This window comes from Sphingobacterium bovisgrunnientis, from assembly GCF_009829085.1.
In the GTDB taxonomy this organism is placed as follows: Bacteria; Bacteroidota; Bacteroidia; order Sphingobacteriales; family Sphingobacteriaceae; genus Sphingobacterium; species Sphingobacterium bovisgrunnientis.
This window is the reverse complement of sequence record NZ_WUQY01000024.1, coordinates 36492-52651: the sequence shown is the minus strand read 5'-3', so window position 1 is coordinate 52651 and position 16160 is coordinate 36492. Positions and strand designations below refer to the sequence as shown.

Below are 16160 nucleotides of genomic sequence, written 5' to 3'. Positions count from 1 at the left end.
ATAGAAATGAGTGTTATAATGAACATAAAAAATAACTTCTTGCGAGTAGTTGGAGTTATGACTATCGCAGGCTTTATCTTAAGCTCTTTTGTGTCATGTGTGAAAGATGTGGATTATGCGGTGGATAGTGAAGGCGTGATTTACATGGCTCAAGCTTCAGAAAGCAAATCGTATCTTCAGCTTTTTGATATTGATACGATTCAAGATATTTTCATCGGGGCTTCATATGGAGGTTTAAAATATCCCGATAGTGATTTGAGTGTGAAGTTCGCAGTCGATGAAAGTTTGATCAATGCGTACAATCTTGAAAATGGTACAAACTATATTGCTTTTCCACAATCATCGTATTCCATTTCAAGTTTAGAATCTTTAATAAAAGCAGGAGCTTCTAATAGTGATCCACTCAAAATAATGATCACCGCAAAGGCATTACAAATAGGTAAATCATATATGTTGCCAGTGAAACTAATTTCGGCAGGCTCTTCAGCTGTTCATCAGGATCGAAATACAGCCTATTTTCGAATTGATTCACTTATAAGAAGAGAAAGAGATGTTACCAATTTGGGTGCACTGTCCGTAAGTCATGAGAATAATGGTGGGGCTGGACATGGTGAAGGTTCTCCAAAACTCGTCGATAATAACCTAGGAACAAAATATCTAACACAAGGATATACTTCAGGAATGTGGTTTCAGATAAAATACAATACACCTCAAGTTATAGGAGCCTATACGTTTACATCAGGTAATGATGCGAGTGATCGAGATCCAAAAACTTGGCGATTCGAAGCATCAAATGATGGTAATACTTGGACCGTATTGGATAATAAAGTGGAATATTTCTTTAGTGATCGCAATCAAACAAGAAGGTTTGAGACAACAAATACAACGCCATATACGTATTACCGAGTTACTTTAGTATCAAATAATGGGACTAGTTTATTTCAAATGTCTGAATGGAGACTGATTCAATATTATTAAAATCAAAGCTCATCATATAAAATATTTATTATTTCCCTATGTTAAATGTTAGATTAATGTTTTTGTTTGGTCTGTTGCTTCTTTGCGTCTCTTGCAAAGAGGTGGCAGATAACAATCCGCTAGATGAACCCAAAGAAGAAAATCCTGTAGATTCAGAGGATCCAAATGCACCTCCACGTGTTTGGAGAGAAAAATGGCTGGAACACGAATTATTGTTGACAAGACAATATTATAATGATTCCATAGTCATATATCATGATGAGGATATGGATGATGCGGTGACGTGGACACGACGAGCTATCACCAAAATTTGGAATTACACATGGAAAACCTATGGAGGGTTTGGACCTGATATTCGACTTAAAGTGGCATTACATGGAGGAACATACGGAGGAGGACATCCGGGCTATTACCTCAGTAACAGTCATGGTTATATTAATATCATTGATGCGGGTTTAGGAAGGACCCGATGGCTAGATAGTATCGGTGAACCACTCGATCTTATTACCCACGAAATAGGTCATATCGTTGAAGGAACTTCCTATAATACATTAAATTCTCCTGCTTTCCCAATATGGGGCGATAGTAAATGGATGGAAATTTATCAATACGATGTCTATAAAGCGCTAGGTTGGGCAGATAAAGCACAAAGCTGGCATAATAGAATGCTCCTTACAAATGATAATTTCCCAAAAACTGGGACCTATTGGTATCGTGACTGGTTTTATCCTATTTACGAGCAATATGGCGAAGCAAATGTTTTGAATAATTTTTTTAAACTATTGTCTCAAAATTTTCCTACCACAAGTATCCCTAATGGAAGAAAATATACAAGAGATTTAAATTTTGGTGAGTTTATTCATTTCTGGAGTGGGGCTGCAGGGAAGGATCTTTCAGATCTCGCACTCCGTGCATTTGGTGATAAGGATCGGTATGGCAACCTTTGGCAGCCTCAGTTACAAAAGGCAAAAACAGATTTTAACACAATTACTTACTAATTACACTACGATTATTTATATAATGCAAACTACAATTAAATATTTAGCCATTTTTCTTTGCCTACTAATCATAACTATTCCGAATCTATTTGGACAAAATGGACAGATAGAACCCGTAGATTATGTTAATACCTTAATGGGCACAGACTCAAAAGTTTCTTTATCCAATGGAAATACATACCCTGCTGTGGGAGTTCCATGGGGAATGAATATGTGGACGCCACAAACTGGCAAAATGGGAGATGGGTGGCAATACACATATTCCTCCGATAAAATCCGAGGATTGAAACAAACGCATCAACCGTCACCTTGGATGAATGATTATGGACAATTTTCGTTGATGCCTGTGAGTGGTAAGTCAGTTTTTGATCAAGACGAGCGTGCGAGTTGGTTCTCGCATAAATCGGAAATTGCGAAGCCCTATTATTACAAAGTATATTTGGCGGATTACGATGTCACAGCCGAAGTGACGCCTACTGAGCGAGCGGCTATGTTTAGATTTTCTTTTGGAAAAACAGATAGTGCATTCGTCGTGTTGGATGCTTTTGATCGCGGATCTGAAGTGCAAATTATTCCAGAGAAGAATATGCTAATTGGTTATTCCACACGATACAGTAGAGGTAAATTACCAAATTTCAAAAACTATTTTGTAGTCGTTTTTGATAGACCATTTGCTAATAAAGCTGTTTGGGAAGGTAAAACCAAAAAAGATGGTGTTTTAAAAATTAATGCTAATCACGTCGGTGCGATTGTAGGGTTTAAATCTAAAGGAAAACACGACATTATTCATGCTCGTGTTGCATCATCATTTATTAGTCACGAACAAGCGATTCTAAACCTTAACGAGTTAGGACAAGATTCATTTGACAAAGTAGCAGGTAAAGCACGTAAACTTTGGAACGAAAATCTTGGAAAGATTAAGGTTGAAGGAGGTACAATTGATCAAATGCGAACTTTTTATAGTTGTCTTTACCGCACGTTATTTTTTCCAAATAAATTATATGAATATGATGCTAAAGGTAATATCGTACACTATAGTCCATATACAGGTGAGATACTACCTGGTTATATGTTTGGAGGAACAGGTTTTTGGGATACATTTAGAGCATTGTATCCGTTGCTAAATATGGTCTATCCTTCTATTGATAAAGAAATGCAAGAAGGTTTGCTTAATTGTTATAAAGAAGGAGGTTTTCTACCCGAATGGAGTAGTCCTGGTTTTGCAGACATAATGATAGGAAATAATTCAGCTTCTGTCGTTGCTGAAGCTTATTTGAAAGGACTTCGAGGATATGATATTCAAACTCTTTATGAAGCGCTAAAACATGGAGCAAATAATGAAGGACCGATGACAGCTGTAGGTCGTAAAGGTGTAGCCTATTACAATGATTTGGGTTATGTGCCATATGATGTCGGAATCAATGAAAATGCTGCGCGTACCTTAGAATATGCTTATGATGATTTTGCTATATATAGATTGGCAAAAGCATTGGGTAAACCTAAAGAAGAAATCGAGTTGTACGCAAAACGTAGTCAAAATTATAAGAATTTATTTGATCCATCTACCAATCTGATGCGAGGAAAAAATAAGGATGGACAGTTTCAATCACCATTTAATCCATTGAAATGGGGTGATGCCTTTACTGAAGGAAACAGTTGGCATTATTCGTGGTCAGTATTTCATGATGTTCAAGGATTAATTGATTTGATGGGCGGCAACAAAACATTTGTCAACATGTTGGATTCCGTATTTGTACAACCTCCTTTATTTGATGATAGCTATTACGGTGGAGTGATTCATGAAATACGTGAAATGCAGATTGCTGATATGGGCCAATATGCGCATGGGAATCAACCTATTCAGCATATGATATACTTATACAACTATGCAGGAGAACCTTGGAAAGCCCAATATTGGGCTCGTGAAGTGATGAATAGAATGTATAGCGCGGCACCTGATGGCTATTGTGGTGATGAGGATAATGGACAAACTTCAGCATGGTATGTGTTTTCAGCATTGGGGTATTACCCTGTATGTCCAGCGATGGATGAGTATGTCCTAGGCGCTCCTTTATTCAAAAAGGCGACTATAAAATTAGAAAATGGAAAGTCATTTGTGATTGAAGCACCCAATAATTCTGATGAAAATAAGTATGTCCATCATGCAACGCTTGGAGGGAAGATACATACATTAAATTACATTAGACATACAGATGTAATGAAAGGTGGTACTTTAAAATTGGATATGCGCAGTGAACCAAACAAATCAAGAGGTACAAAGGCTTCCTCTTATCCTTATTCATTTACAACAGATAAAAATAAATTTTAATACATCTTAAATATGCAATTTATAAAATACATCGGCCTGACAACGATATGTTTAATGGGAATTATTAATGCAGGATTTGCACAGCGAGAATGGTCGAATATCTCTCGAGATATCAACAATGCCTTGCAGGTGGACACGATAAAGAAGAAACAATTTACATTAATCTATATTAATAAATCGAAGGATTTCGATTCGAGTATTGGTGAGCAATTAAAAGAAGTGTTTTTTGTTAACTATCCAAAACAGGTAAAGCTTTACAACAAAAAATCAGCTCCTCAGGTGATTTTTGTGATTGATCCTGAATATGATGGTATAGCGGCAGCAGGAGGTGGGGTTATTCGATTCAATCCAGAATGGTTCAAAAAGAATCCTAAAGATATTGATATCGTAACACACGAAACGATGCATTTGGTGCAAAATTATCCAAATAATGCTGGACCAGGTTGGATAACGGAAGGTATTGCAGACTATGTGCGACACACGATGGGAGTGGATAATGAAGGAGCCAATTGGAGCTTGCCAGAATATCGTCCAAATCATAAATATACGGATGCGTATCGAATCACTGCTCGATTCTTTTTATGGATTGAAAAAAATAAGAAAAAAGGAATAATGAAATCTTTAGATGCGCAAATGCGCAATAAAACTTATACAGAAGATTTTTGGGTGAAAATGACAGGTAAGAATGTGGATGAATTGTGGAAGGAATATGCTGAAAATCCAAAAATTTAATAGTTATTAAATAGTCATATATTGTATAACGAGCCTGGAAATGTAGGCTCGTTTTCATTTTTTTTAAGATTATACCATACATTTTGTATAATCTTCAACAATTACTTTAATCAATAAATATAATGCGCGATACAATCTTTGCAACTGATAAAAAATGAATGCAAATTGAGACGATCTTATCCGCATATTAAATTTATTCCAGCTTTATTTGTGTTGCTGAATGTTACGCAGTAATTGTTAATAACATTCTTTAATACTTATGAATAACCAATATATATATTCTGAAAATTTTAAATAAAGCTATGTATAGATTCTTTCCAAATCCTATTGGGATAAAGCATACGAAGAAAAGTGTCATTTCGTTCGCGTTTGCTTCCGTTCTTACGTTGATGTCCATTTTTAATCTGCAGGCACAAAAACGAGTTGCGCCAGCCTACCCGCTAATTACGCACAACCCAAACTTTAGCATCTGGTCTATGACTGACCAATTGCATGCATCTACGACTAAACATTGGACGGATGCTGATCATTCTTTGTTAGGTTTGATAAATGTGGATGGCGTTATCTACAGATTTATGGGATTGGAAGCTCCTAACTACAAATCCATTTTAAATACAGCTGAAGAAAAATCTTTTGAAGTGCACTATACAGAACAAACCCCAGTAGGAAATTGGACGGCTGAAAGTTACGATACACATAATTGGAAACAAGACGCTGCGCCAATCGGAGATAATGGAGATGTAAAAACGCAGTGGAAATCAGATAATATTTGGGTGAGACGTGTGTTTGATATTGCTAATTTGGAATCTATAAATGAATTAATATTAAAACTCAATCACGATGATAATATCGAAGTGTATTTAAATGGAAAAAATGTATACACCAAAAATGGTTGGACCAATAAATTTGATTACATCAAGCTGAATAAAACAGATTTGAAGAAGGGTAAAAATATAATTGCTATTCACTTGAAGAATACTGCTGGTGGTCGTTATTTGGACTTTGGTTTGGTAGATAAAATTCAATCAAAGGATTCAAAAATCTTAGAGGCAGTTCAGAAGAATGTGGAAGTTACTGCCACGCGAACTATTTATACTTTTCAAGCAGGTAAAGTGGATTTGAAAGTTACGTTTACTTCACCATTGCTGATGGATGATTTAGCTTTGTTAGCAAGACCTGTTTCTTATATCACATATAGTGTAAAAACAAATGACAACAAAAAACATAATGTTAATGTGTTTTTTGCGGCATCCTCTGATATTGCAGTGTATAGGCCTTCCCAACAAGTCGTGGCTACACAATACGCTAATGAGCAATTGAGTATATCGAAGGTTGGTACTGTGGAGCAACCAATTTTGGCAAAAGGTGCTGATGATATGCGCATAGATTGGGGTTATTTTTATGTGGCCGCACCCAAAAAGGATAAAATGGTGCAATATATTAGTACAGCAGCTCAGGCTATAGAATCATATAGAAAAGGATCGACATCTACTTCTAAGACAAATGGTACGTCTTTATCATTAAATACAATCATTCCATTCGGTCAAGTTGGCACTGTGGAAGTAGAGCGGTTTGTAGAACTGGGCTATGATGAGCTGTATGCTATTCAATATTTTAAAACCAATCTGAGACCTTGGTGGAATAATTCGGGCAAAGAGACCATCGAAAATCAACTTACTTTGGCTGCAAATGAATACAAAGAAGTAATAGCTAAATGCGAACGTTTTGATAATGAATTATACGCTGAAGCTTTGAAATCTGGAGGTGAGAAATATGCACATTTGAATGTTTTGGCTTACCGCCAAAGTATTGCTGCGCATACACTAGTCAAAAGTCCGAATGATGAATTATTATGGCTGTCTAAAGAAAATAACAGTGGCGGATTCATAAATACCGTGGATGTTACATACCCATCTGCACCTTTGTATTTGTTATATAATCCTGAATTACTCAAAGGTATGCTGACAGGGATATTCTATTTTAGTGAAAGTGGTAAATATCCTTACCCTTGGGCTGCACATGACTTGGGTACTTATCCACATGCAAATGGTCAGACTTATGGAGAGCCAATGCCAGTAGAAGAGTCAGGAAATATGATAATTCTAACCGCAGCAATTACAAAAGTACAAGGTAATGCGACATACGCTAGAAGACATTGGAAAACTTTGACTACTTGGGCAGAATACTTGGTCAAGGAAGGGTTTGATCCGAAGGAACAGTTGTGTACTGATGACTTTGCTGGACATCTTGCACGTAATATCAATTTGTCGGTGAAAGCTATTGTAGGAATTGCCAGCTATGCACAGATGGCTGATGTGTTGGGTGAGAAAGCTACAGCACAGAAATATCGCACCATCGCACATGAAATGGTGCAAAAGTGGATTGAAATGGCAGGCGCGGGTGATCATTATGCGTTAACTTTTGATGATAAAAATACATGGAGTTTGAAATACAATTTGGTGTGGGATAAGGTGCTCGATTTGAAACTCTTTCCTCAACATGTTTACGATACAGAAATTGAGTATTATCTAACAAAAACCAAGAAATTTGGTGTGCCACTAGATAGTCGTAAAGCGTATACAAAAAACGATTGGATTTTGTGGACAGCGACTTTTGCACCTACACGTCAGCAATTTGACGCGTTAATTGATCCAGTATATGTCTTTTCTTTGGAAGCTCCAACGCGCGTGCCGTTAAATGATTTTTACGATGCAGATACAGGTGTTAGAGAAAATTTCAAAGCGCGTAGCGTGGTTGGTGGTTTTTTTATGAAAACATTAGCTGATCGAATGGCGAAAAAATAGTAAGAATCATAATAAGGTGGTAGATAAATTGTAGGCAAACATTGATTTTTCAATGTTTGCTTTTTTTATTATAAATTTTGAATGACTGTAGTCCATCTATTCATTTAGGAAGATTATAATTATCAAAGCATCAGTGAAAATGGTTGGTTAAATTGAAATTTTAACACAAATTTTAAATTCACATAAATATTCAGTGCTAAAATTTCAATATTACTTGTTTTTGAGGGGAGAAAGTTATTTTATTGAGCTTTAATTCTTCTTTTAAGTGGAAATTTTGCTTAAAAGTGTGATTTATATGGGTGTTTGTTCTTTTCGTTGTGTAATTTATTTTAATTTTTGATTTAGTATTGTGATATTTTCATTAATAAAATATTTTTTATATCATAATTATAAATATTTGTTGTTTTTCGTATTAATATTTTTATATTTAACCTAATAAGTTGTAAATATTGAAATTTTAATCATGAAAAATGGTTTGCTGACCTCTTATAGTCCAATAGATGGTGTGTATGATGAGATGATTGGGGAAGTTTTGCGTCCTCAGTTTGAAAAATTTATCCATTCTTTGGGTGAAATGGATTCAGATTCTTTGACACTGCGTAATGAAATGACTAAAAAGTTGTTTATGCGCGAAGGAATTACATTCACAGTGTATAGTGATGGCGAAGGAATTGAAAAAATATTCCCTTTTGACATAATTCCGCGCGTAATTCAATGTAATGAGTGGGAACATATAGAATCTGGAGTAAGACAGCGAATAAAAGCATTAAATATTTTCTTAAAGGATATTTATCATCAGCAATTCATACTTCGTGACGGCATCATTCCGTCGAGTTTGGTGTTTTCATGTCCAAATTACCTCCGTCAAATGATGCATGTGGATGTTCCTTTTGATATATATACACATATCAGCGGAATTGACTTAATTCGGGATTCGGATGGTAGTTATTATATGTTAGAAGAATAATCTTCGTACACCTTCTGGGGTAAGTTATATGCTGGAAAATCGCAAGATGAGTTCACGTATTTTTCCAAATCGCTTAGTCGAAAATAAAGTACGTTCTGTAGGTCATTATCCAGATTTATTAATCAAAAATCTATTAGCGTTGGGTTCGCATTTGAGTGATCGACCAAATGTAGTATTGCTCACACCAGGCATTTACAATTCAGCTTATTTCGAACATACCAAGTTAGCGCGTTTAATGGGCATTGAATTGGTAGAAGGTCGTGATTTAGTCGTTCAAAACAATTTCGTATATATGAAAACGACTCGTGGATTGCGAAAAGTCGATGTAATTTACAAACGTGTGGACGATGAGTTCTTGGATCCATTGGTGTTCAAATCTGATAGTATGCTCGGCGTACCTGGACTTTATCATGTATACAGAAAAGGAAATGTAAATATCGTCAATGCGCTGGGTAATGGTGTGGCTGATGATAAAGCGGTGTACGCGTATGTGCCAGATATGATTCGCTATTATTTGAATGAAGAGCCAATTCTGAAATCTGTGCCTACTTATCAAATGGCAAATGATGAAGAGCGCGAATATACTATTCAAAATATCACCAATATGGTGGTCAAAAAAACCAATGAAAGTGGTGGTTATGGCATGTTGATTGGGAATAATGCCACAGACGAAGAGATTAGCGAGTATATCAAAGTAATTAGAAAAAATCCAAGACAATTTATATCTCAACCTATAATAAAGCTTTCAAGCGCACCTTGTTATATCAACGGCGAACTGCAACCGCTAAGGGTGGATTTACGGCCATTTCCGTAGTATGGGCCGGATGGAATTGAGATTGTACCGGGAGGATTGACACGTGTAGCCTTGAAGGAGGGTTCAATCGTGGTAAATTCTTCGCAAGGTGGAGGAAGTAAAGATACTTGGATTATTGATTAAAAAAGACATTAAATATGCTGAGCAGAGTTGCGGAAAATATGTATTGGATGAGTCGATATATGGAGCGAACAGGTATACAACTGCGTGTTTTGAACTCCACATATATCTCAGACCAAGATGGATTGGTCAAAGTAGACTGGAATCAAATTGCGAATCACTTTTCTTTAAATTATCCCATGGATAATGATGGCGGTGAAGTATTAGGCGAATTGATTTTTGATGGCCAAAAAGATTTCTCGATTCTGAATAATGTATTTAAGGCGAGAGAAAATGCGCGGAGTGCGCAAGATCATATTAATAGAGAATTATGGCAATCGTTGAATGATTTCTATCATTTGATTAAAGACGATTATCTAAAGGGACAGTTGGCTGTCGATCCAATGACAGTGATGGATCAACTCATTAAACAAGCCATGGTTTATGATGGTATTATTCACAATTCGATGAATAGAGGTGAAGCGTTTTTCTTCATGCAATTGGGTAAATTAATCGAAAGAGGTTTGTAATTGATTGATCTATTGAAATATCATTTGACATTGGATAAAAATGATTGCGAAAAACCTAATGAACAACGTTGGCGCTATTTATTAATAGCGTTGAGTGGGTATGAAACCTATTTGCGTGAACATGTAGGTAATTTGGATCCTAAGTTAGTTTTTAACCAAATTATGAATAACAGCAATTTCCCCTATTCATTGGATTACAATTGGGAACGTATATCTGTTTATTTGAAGATGATGAAAAAGGAAGAAATTGGATTATATCATCCAGATCTTAATTTCATCTCTGGAAAAGCTTCTTCTTACATCAAATATATTCAAATACCCAATGATTTTGAAGGTCAAATCAATTACCTCAATACGGTTGAGAAGTATTATGTTGACATTAACCGTGTTTTGAACAACGATTACTTTGGAAATATCTATTAATATTTTAAAATATGCCTAAATACTACGTTGCCCACGTTACTAAATATCAGTATCCATCAGCAGTTACAGATAGTGCAAATCAAATACTTTTATACCCTAAATCTGATGCGAATCAGCAGATTATTTCGCAAATAATTACCACAAAACCGCATGTGCAAATAGATACTTTTTCGGATTATTTTGATAATCAGGTTGGTTTTTTTACAGTTATCGAACCACATCAAGAGCTGGAAATACGTGTTGATTAGGAAGTTATCACGACAAATGTGCCATTGCGCAAACAAACTTTATCGCTGCAAGAGCAAAAAAAGGAATTGGAACGTATTCAATGGGCGTATCCATTTATGGAGTTTTTACAACTGGAGCAAGTTAATGCCAAAGCAGAAATTCAACATGTATTTGATGTGTTGAATGTTGAAAACTTGGATACTTCAGATGTCGTGTCGAGCCTATCAAATTATATATATAATGAATTTGCTTATCGCCAAGGCGTGACGACAGTGGAGACAACAGTGGATGAGATTTGGTCTCTAAAGGCTGGTGTATGTCAAGATTTTGCACATTTATTGATTACAATGCTACGTATGTTGCAGATTCCATGTCGTTATATCTCGGGGTATATATGTCCAAGTAAAAGCGAGATGCGTGGCGAAGGTGCTACACATACATGGGTTGAAGTGTATATACCAGGACTGGACTGGGTAGGAATAGATCCTACCAACAATTGTTGGGTGGCTGATCGTCATATTATCATTGCGTATGGACGTGACTTTAAAGATTGTACGCCTGTAAAAGGAACATATAAGGGACCTTCGGAACAAAGGTTGACCGTATCAGTCGTTATTTCTAATGAACAAAATAAATACCGCGAAGGTACTAATGATCCTTTAGTGCCAATGTACACCACAACAGCAGCACCATCAGTGAACACCACACAAAACTCATATCGTCACTTTTTGGATATTCAGCAGCAACAACAACAACAACAACAACAACAACAACAATAAATACAACTTTCCCTATAGCCATAGTTTGTTTTTAAAGGGTTCGCATTGTCGAGCCCTTTTTTGTGCTATGTAGGTTTTGATGTTTATTAGCATTTGTTATTGTAATCTCTTTTGTAAAAGTGTAATTTTTTGTAAAAACAGTATTTTTCAATAAAAAATTCAATAATACTATATTAGTGTTGAAAATTATATTGTTTTATCGGAGATTTGCGATGTCATTGAACGTGAATAATAAGTGTAAAGGAAATATGTTGGCAAATTCTACCTATAGTAAATGTCTTTCACCTGAATTGGATAGTAGGTTCAATCATTTGTGGTGCCTTGTTGGCAATACGCCTATGCTTGAATTGCATTATACTTACAAAGGAAAAGTTGGGAAAATATATGTGAAATGTGAAAACTATAACCTCACAGGTAGCATCAAGGATCGTATGGCACTTTATATTATGTATAAGGCGTATATGAATTGTCAAATCCGTCCTGATGATATGATTGTAGAGGCTACTAGCGGAAATACTGGAATCGCATTCTCCGCTATTGGAAAAGCATTAGGGCATTCTGTCAAGATTATTATGCCTAATTGGTTGAGCAAAGAGCGTATCGATATCATTAAAAGTATGGGTGCAGATATTCAATTAATTAGTAAAGAAGAGGGTGGTTTTCTAGGTAGTATTAGATTGAGCGAAGAACTTGCTGTGCGCGGTGGAGTTTTCTTGCCAAGACAATTTGAAAATAGATTTAATGCAGATGCGCATGAGATGACAACAGGTAAAGAAATAGCTCTACAATTGGAATCCAAAGGGTTAGTTGCAGATGCTTTTGTGGCAGGCGTAGGAACTGGAGGAACGGTAATGGGGGTTGGCAAGCAATTAAGAAATTACAATCCTTTTGTTAAAATACATCCTTTAGAGCCACAAGAAAGCCCAACGTTGACAACTGGTTACAAAGTTGGAGCACATCGTATTCAAGGAATTTCAGATGAATTTATTCCTGCAATTGTAAAATTGGATGAATTGGATGAGGTGGTGTGTGCATCTGACGGTGACTCAATTATCATGGCGCAGAAGTTAGCCAAACAATTGGGATTAGCTGTCGGGATTTCTTCTGGAGCGAATGTCATTGGAGCGATCAAATTGAAGGAGCAATTGGGTGAAGATGCGGTGGTCGTGACATTATTATGTGATGATAATAAAAAATATTTGAGTACAGATTTAGTAAAAGATGAGCCTATCAAAGATGGGTATATTTCTACGGATCTAGAGTTTATTGATTTTTTACCTATAGCAAGATTATCAAAACCATTAATTGGTTAATATATAGATTGTTTCATCCTATTTGTTTAGGAATTGTTTGTGTTAGAATGGATTTAGTCGAGTGATTCACTCGACTGATCTTATTCGCAAGACTAAAGCCAACTTTATGAAATTATTTTTGAAATTTTTAGTTTTTATAACCTTAATCTTGAGTTTTAATAACTTAATGGCGCAAGATTCTTTGGTCAACTTGAATGACGTTGAATTTTCAGATGGCAATTCGTCGGATACAGGTTTTGTAGATCTTAGCGATGTTGAATTTTCGGACGGAACGGACGAAGCTAATTCGAATCAAGACACGATCACACAAGACTCTTTGCAAAGTAAAACTGAAGACTTAAGTATAAATAATTCCGAATCTAAAAATGACGACGCTTCTTTATGGGGAATATTTATTGCCGGATTATTGGGTGGTTTTGCAGCATTTTTTATGCCTTGTATCTTTCCAATGGTGCCATTGACAGTAAGTTTCTTTACCAAAAAAGCAGGTTCTCGATCAAAAGCTGTTTCCCAAGCTTTCATGTACGGCTTGTTTATTATTGTCATTTATGTGGCATTAGGTATGTTGATTACCATTGCTTTTGGTCCTGAAGCATTGAACGAACTTTCTACAAATGGTATTTTCAATTTCTTCTTCTTTTTAATGTTGGTGGTGTTTGCCGCATCTTTTTTAGGAGCTTTCGAAATTACTCTACCAAGTTCATTTGTCAATAAAATCGATGCTAATTCGGACAAAAGCGGATTAGTTGGGTTATTCTTTATGTCGGCAAGTTTGGCGGTGGTATCGTTTTCTTGTACAGGCCCAATCATTGGGACATTACTTGTAGAAGCGGCTACGCGTGGCGAACGTTTGGGGCCTGCAATCGGAATGTTAGGCTTTTCTTGCGCTTTGGCAGTTCCATTTGTATTGTTCGCGATGTTCCCTTCGATGTTGAAATCTTTACCAAAATCTGGCGGTTGGTTAAATAGTGTGAAAGTGGTTTTAGGTTTCTTGGAATTGGCTTTGGCACTTAAATTCTTATCCAATGTTGACTTAGCGTACAACTGGAATTTGTTGGATAGAGAAGTGTATTTGGCGTTATGGATTGTGATTTTTGGTTTGCTGGGATTATACTTGATTGGTAAAATCAAATTTTCGCACGATAGTACTTTAGAATGTATGTCTGTGCCGCGAACGATGATAGCTATAATGGTTTTCACATTTGTGGTGTATATGATTCCAGGGATGTGGGGAGCGCCATTGAAAGCTATTTCAGCATTTTTGCCTCCAGTAGGAACACAAGATTTTGATTTGACTTCAGGAATTTCCCATTCGGGTAATGCGTCCCAAAGTGCGGATGCTGCATCACGCAAGCATTACACTTATTTCCATAGCAAAGCGACAATCAAAGGTATGGATCCGTATTACGATTACGATGAAGCTTTAGCAGCAGCGAAACAACAGAATAAGCCTTTATTGGTAGATTTTACGGGTTGGAATTGTGTGAATTGTCGTAAAATGGAAGCAGAGGTGTGGAGCGCACCAAAAATCAAGGATTTGATAAATAATGAATTTATTTTGGTTGAATTGTACGTGGATGACAAAGTTTTAAAGCTTCCAGAAGCAGAGCAATATGTTTCTAAGAAGACAGGCAAAAACATAAATACAGTTAGCAAGCGTAATGCTGATTTTCAAATCACACGATTTGAGAGTAATTCGCAACCGCTTTACGCTTTATTGGATACAAATGGTGAATTGTTGGTTCCGACTAGTGGAGCAGAATATAATATCGACAAATACGAGGCGTTCTTGAATTCTGCTTTGGAAAAATTTAAATAAATTCAACCTTAACATTAATTAATACTCCCAATTGCTAGCAATTGGGAGTATTAATTAATGTTATCTCGGCTCCAAATTTCGTGAATAGGATCGCCTTTTGAACTTTTTCCACTGTGATGCCATTGACCGTCTTCAATTTTTCCTTCAAAATTCAATGATGCTCCAACTCGGGAATTATCACGGGAAAAGAATGTGATATTTTCTTGATATACACCTTTGTCAAAAGTATATTTACCACCACCAGTTCCGTAAAACCCTTTTTGCGCAGGGTTGATAGCTATCCACTGAAAGAATCCGTCCACCAGAATTTTAATGGTTTTACGATCGCCGCGTTGAATTGTTTGCATACCATCATTGGTTTTACGACCGGTAATGCGCCACAATCCATCTAAGCCTTGCGCTTTTACAGCTTGTTTTTGAAAAGGCACACCTTGAATATTGATGGAATTTGTTCCTATTTCTAGCGGAAATTGGTGCGTGTTACCTATATTCTCAGCATTTTTATCATCATACTCACATACAACCACAAGGTTATTATTTTCTACCTTGTATTTGCCACCTTGTGTACTTTTATAGGTGTCATTACTAAAAATTGAGTGTGAAATATAGCCATCCACCATTAAAATTAAGTGTGAATCATCGCCATTTTTTGCAATGTAAGCGCCTGTCAAATTTTGTGCTAATACTGATGGAATACCTATAGCAATAGCTAGAATAGTCAGAATAATGTTTCTCATAATCAATGGGTTTATCTCATTAAAGATAAATATTAATTGTTTGAGCCACAAAAATTTAAGTGCTTTTTGATTTTTCTTTAAAAATGGTAAGCAGTTTCACTTTTAGTTTCTGACAAAACAAAATAAGTTTGTACGGTATTTACCTGCGGTAATACGGCTAATTTATGACGTAAAAACATGTGGTAGGCTTCCATATCTTTGGTCGCGATACGTAACATAAAATCGTACGATCCAGCCATTTGATAGCACTCCATTACTTCAGGGAATTTCGAAACTTCTTGTTCAAATTCATTTAACGTTTCAAACGTATGTGCTTTTAAGAATACCTGCGAAAATGAAATCAAACCTATACCAATCTTATTACGATCTAAAATTGCTACTGTTTTTTTGATGTAACCTGCTTTTTTAAGCTTTTTTACACGTTCGTGAATGGCAGCGATGGATTTGTATAGTTTCTCTGCCAATTCCTTATTGCTTAAGGTTGCGTCTTCCTGCAATAGCTTCAGTAATTTTATATCAGTAGGATCTAAGTTCATTGTAGTTTAGATTGATTAAATCAAAAATATAAAAATATGAACAAATAACGTAATATTTACAGGTGAAATTTGTT

At 36.0% G+C, this 16160-nt stretch carries 13 protein-coding genes and 1 pseudogene; 12 read left to right on the top strand and 2 right to left on the bottom strand.

Annotated features, from left to right (window positions below):
* The first annotated feature begins 18 nt into the window (after positions 1–18).
* The 12 genes and pseudogenes from GOQ16_RS12005 (at position 19) to GOQ16_RS11950 (ending at position 14813) form a co-directional block, all read left to right on the top strand.
* Positions 19–978, top strand: coding sequence for a BT_3987 domain-containing protein (locus GOQ16_RS12005; protein ID WP_160069502.1), 960 nt, complete (start codon positions 19–21; stop codon positions 976–978).
* 38 nt (positions 979–1016) lie between these two features.
* The gene (locus GOQ16_RS12000) at positions 1017–1976 is read left to right on the top strand and encodes a hypothetical protein (RefSeq protein WP_160069501.1); all 960 of its coding nucleotides are present in this window, start codon (positions 1017–1019) and stop codon (positions 1974–1976) included.
* Positions 1977–1998: 22 nt separating this feature from the next.
* On the top strand, positions 1999–4305 hold the full coding sequence (locus GOQ16_RS11995) for a GH92 family glycosyl hydrolase (RefSeq protein WP_160069500.1): 2307 nt from the start codon (positions 1999–2001) through the stop codon (positions 4303–4305).
* 12 nt (positions 4306–4317) lie between these two features.
* Positions 4318–5037: a basic secretory protein-like protein gene (locus tag GOQ16_RS11990; protein ID WP_160069499.1), complete on the top strand. Its 720-nt coding sequence runs from the start codon at positions 4318–4320 to the stop codon at positions 5035–5037.
* 389 nt (positions 5038–5426) lie between these two features.
* The gene (locus GOQ16_RS11985; RefSeq protein WP_192922527.1) at positions 5427–7841 is read left to right on the top strand and encodes a glutaminase family protein; all 2415 of its coding nucleotides are present in this window, start codon (positions 5427–5429) and stop codon (positions 7839–7841) included.
* 463 nt (positions 7842–8304) lie between these two features.
* Entirely contained in the window at positions 8305–8808 is a 504-nt protein-coding gene (locus GOQ16_RS18430) for a circularly permuted type 2 ATP-grasp protein (protein ID WP_262886258.1), read from the top strand.
* A 46-nt stretch (positions 8809–8854) separates the two neighbouring features.
* Complete coding sequence (locus GOQ16_RS18425; RefSeq protein WP_262886257.1) at positions 8855–9622, top strand: circularly permuted type 2 ATP-grasp protein; 768 nt, start codon at positions 8855–8857, stop codon at positions 9620–9622.
* Positions 9623–9759: 137 nt separating this feature from the next.
* A pseudogene (locus GOQ16_RS17930) lies at positions 9760–10674 on the top strand (alpha-E domain-containing protein).
* 11 nt (positions 10675–10685) lie between these two features.
* Positions 10686–10922 carry a transglutaminase N-terminal domain-containing protein gene (locus GOQ16_RS11965; RefSeq protein WP_160069495.1) on the top strand — a complete coding sequence of 79 codons (237 nt, stop codon included), beginning with the start codon at positions 10686–10688 and terminating at the stop codon, positions 10920–10922.
* A gap of 18 nt (positions 10923–10940) precedes the next feature.
* Complete coding sequence (locus GOQ16_RS11960) at positions 10941–11681, top strand: transglutaminase-like domain-containing protein (protein ID WP_160069494.1); 741 nt, start codon at positions 10941–10943, stop codon at positions 11679–11681.
* A gap of 248 nt (positions 11682–11929) precedes the next feature.
* Positions 11930–12994 carry a PLP-dependent cysteine synthase family protein gene (locus tag GOQ16_RS11955; RefSeq protein WP_160069510.1) on the top strand — a complete coding sequence of 355 codons (1065 nt, stop codon included), beginning with the start codon at positions 11930–11932 and terminating at the stop codon, positions 12992–12994.
* Positions 12995–13100: 106 nt separating this feature from the next.
* Positions 13101–14813, top strand: a complete 1713-nt coding sequence (locus GOQ16_RS11950; RefSeq protein ID WP_160069493.1) for a protein-disulfide reductase DsbD family protein — start codon at positions 13101–13103, stop codon at positions 14811–14813.
* A gap of 50 nt (positions 14814–14863) precedes the next feature.
* On the opposite strand, the gene GOQ16_RS11945 is transcribed toward GOQ16_RS11950, so the two are convergent.
* Both GOQ16_RS11945 and GOQ16_RS11940 read right to left on the bottom strand, forming a co-directional pair.
* Positions 14864–15550 (bottom strand): hypothetical protein, encoded by a 687-nt coding sequence (locus tag GOQ16_RS11945; RefSeq protein ID WP_160069492.1) that lies wholly within the window; start codon positions 15548–15550, stop codon positions 14864–14866.
* A gap of 77 nt (positions 15551–15627) precedes the next feature.
* Positions 15628–16086 carry an Lrp/AsnC family transcriptional regulator gene (locus GOQ16_RS11940; RefSeq protein ID WP_149912905.1) on the bottom strand — a complete coding sequence of 153 codons (459 nt, stop codon included), beginning with the start codon at positions 16084–16086 and terminating at the stop codon, positions 15628–15630.
* Positions 16087–16160: the final 74 nt, after the last annotated feature.

Coding starts and splice junctions, on each gene's coding strand:
- GOQ16_RS11945 (WP_160069492.1), bottom strand. CDS start 15,550: ATGAGAAACATTATTCTGACTATTCTAGCTATTGCTATAGGTATTCCA.
- GOQ16_RS11955 (WP_160069510.1), top strand. CDS start 11,930: ATGTTGGCAAATTCTACCTATAGTAAATGTCTTTCACCTGAATTGGAT.
- GOQ16_RS11940 (WP_149912905.1), bottom strand. CDS start 16,086: ATGAACTTAGATCCTACTGATATAAAATTACTGAAGCTATTGCAGGAA.
- GOQ16_RS11965 (WP_160069495.1), top strand. CDS start 10,686: ATGCCTAAATACTACGTTGCCCACGTTACTAAATATCAGTATCCATCA.
- GOQ16_RS12000 (WP_160069501.1), top strand. CDS start 1,017: ATGTTAAATGTTAGATTAATGTTTTTGTTTGGTCTGTTGCTTCTTTGC.
- GOQ16_RS11995 (WP_160069500.1), top strand. CDS start 1,999: ATGCAAACTACAATTAAATATTTAGCCATTTTTCTTTGCCTACTAATC.
- GOQ16_RS11950 (WP_160069493.1), top strand. CDS start 13,101: ATGAAATTATTTTTGAAATTTTTAGTTTTTATAACCTTAATCTTGAGT.
- GOQ16_RS11990 (WP_160069499.1), top strand. CDS start 4,318: ATGCAATTTATAAAATACATCGGCCTGACAACGATATGTTTAATGGGA.
- GOQ16_RS12005 (WP_160069502.1), top strand. CDS start 19: ATGAACATAAAAAATAACTTCTTGCGAGTAGTTGGAGTTATGACTATC.
- GOQ16_RS18425 (WP_262886257.1), top strand. CDS start 8,855: ATGAGTTCACGTATTTTTCCAAATCGCTTAGTCGAAAATAAAGTACGT.
- GOQ16_RS11985 (WP_192922527.1), top strand. CDS start 5,427: ATGTCCATTTTTAATCTGCAGGCACAAAAACGAGTTGCGCCAGCCTAC.
- GOQ16_RS18430 (WP_262886258.1), top strand. CDS start 8,305: ATGAAAAATGGTTTGCTGACCTCTTATAGTCCAATAGATGGTGTGTAT.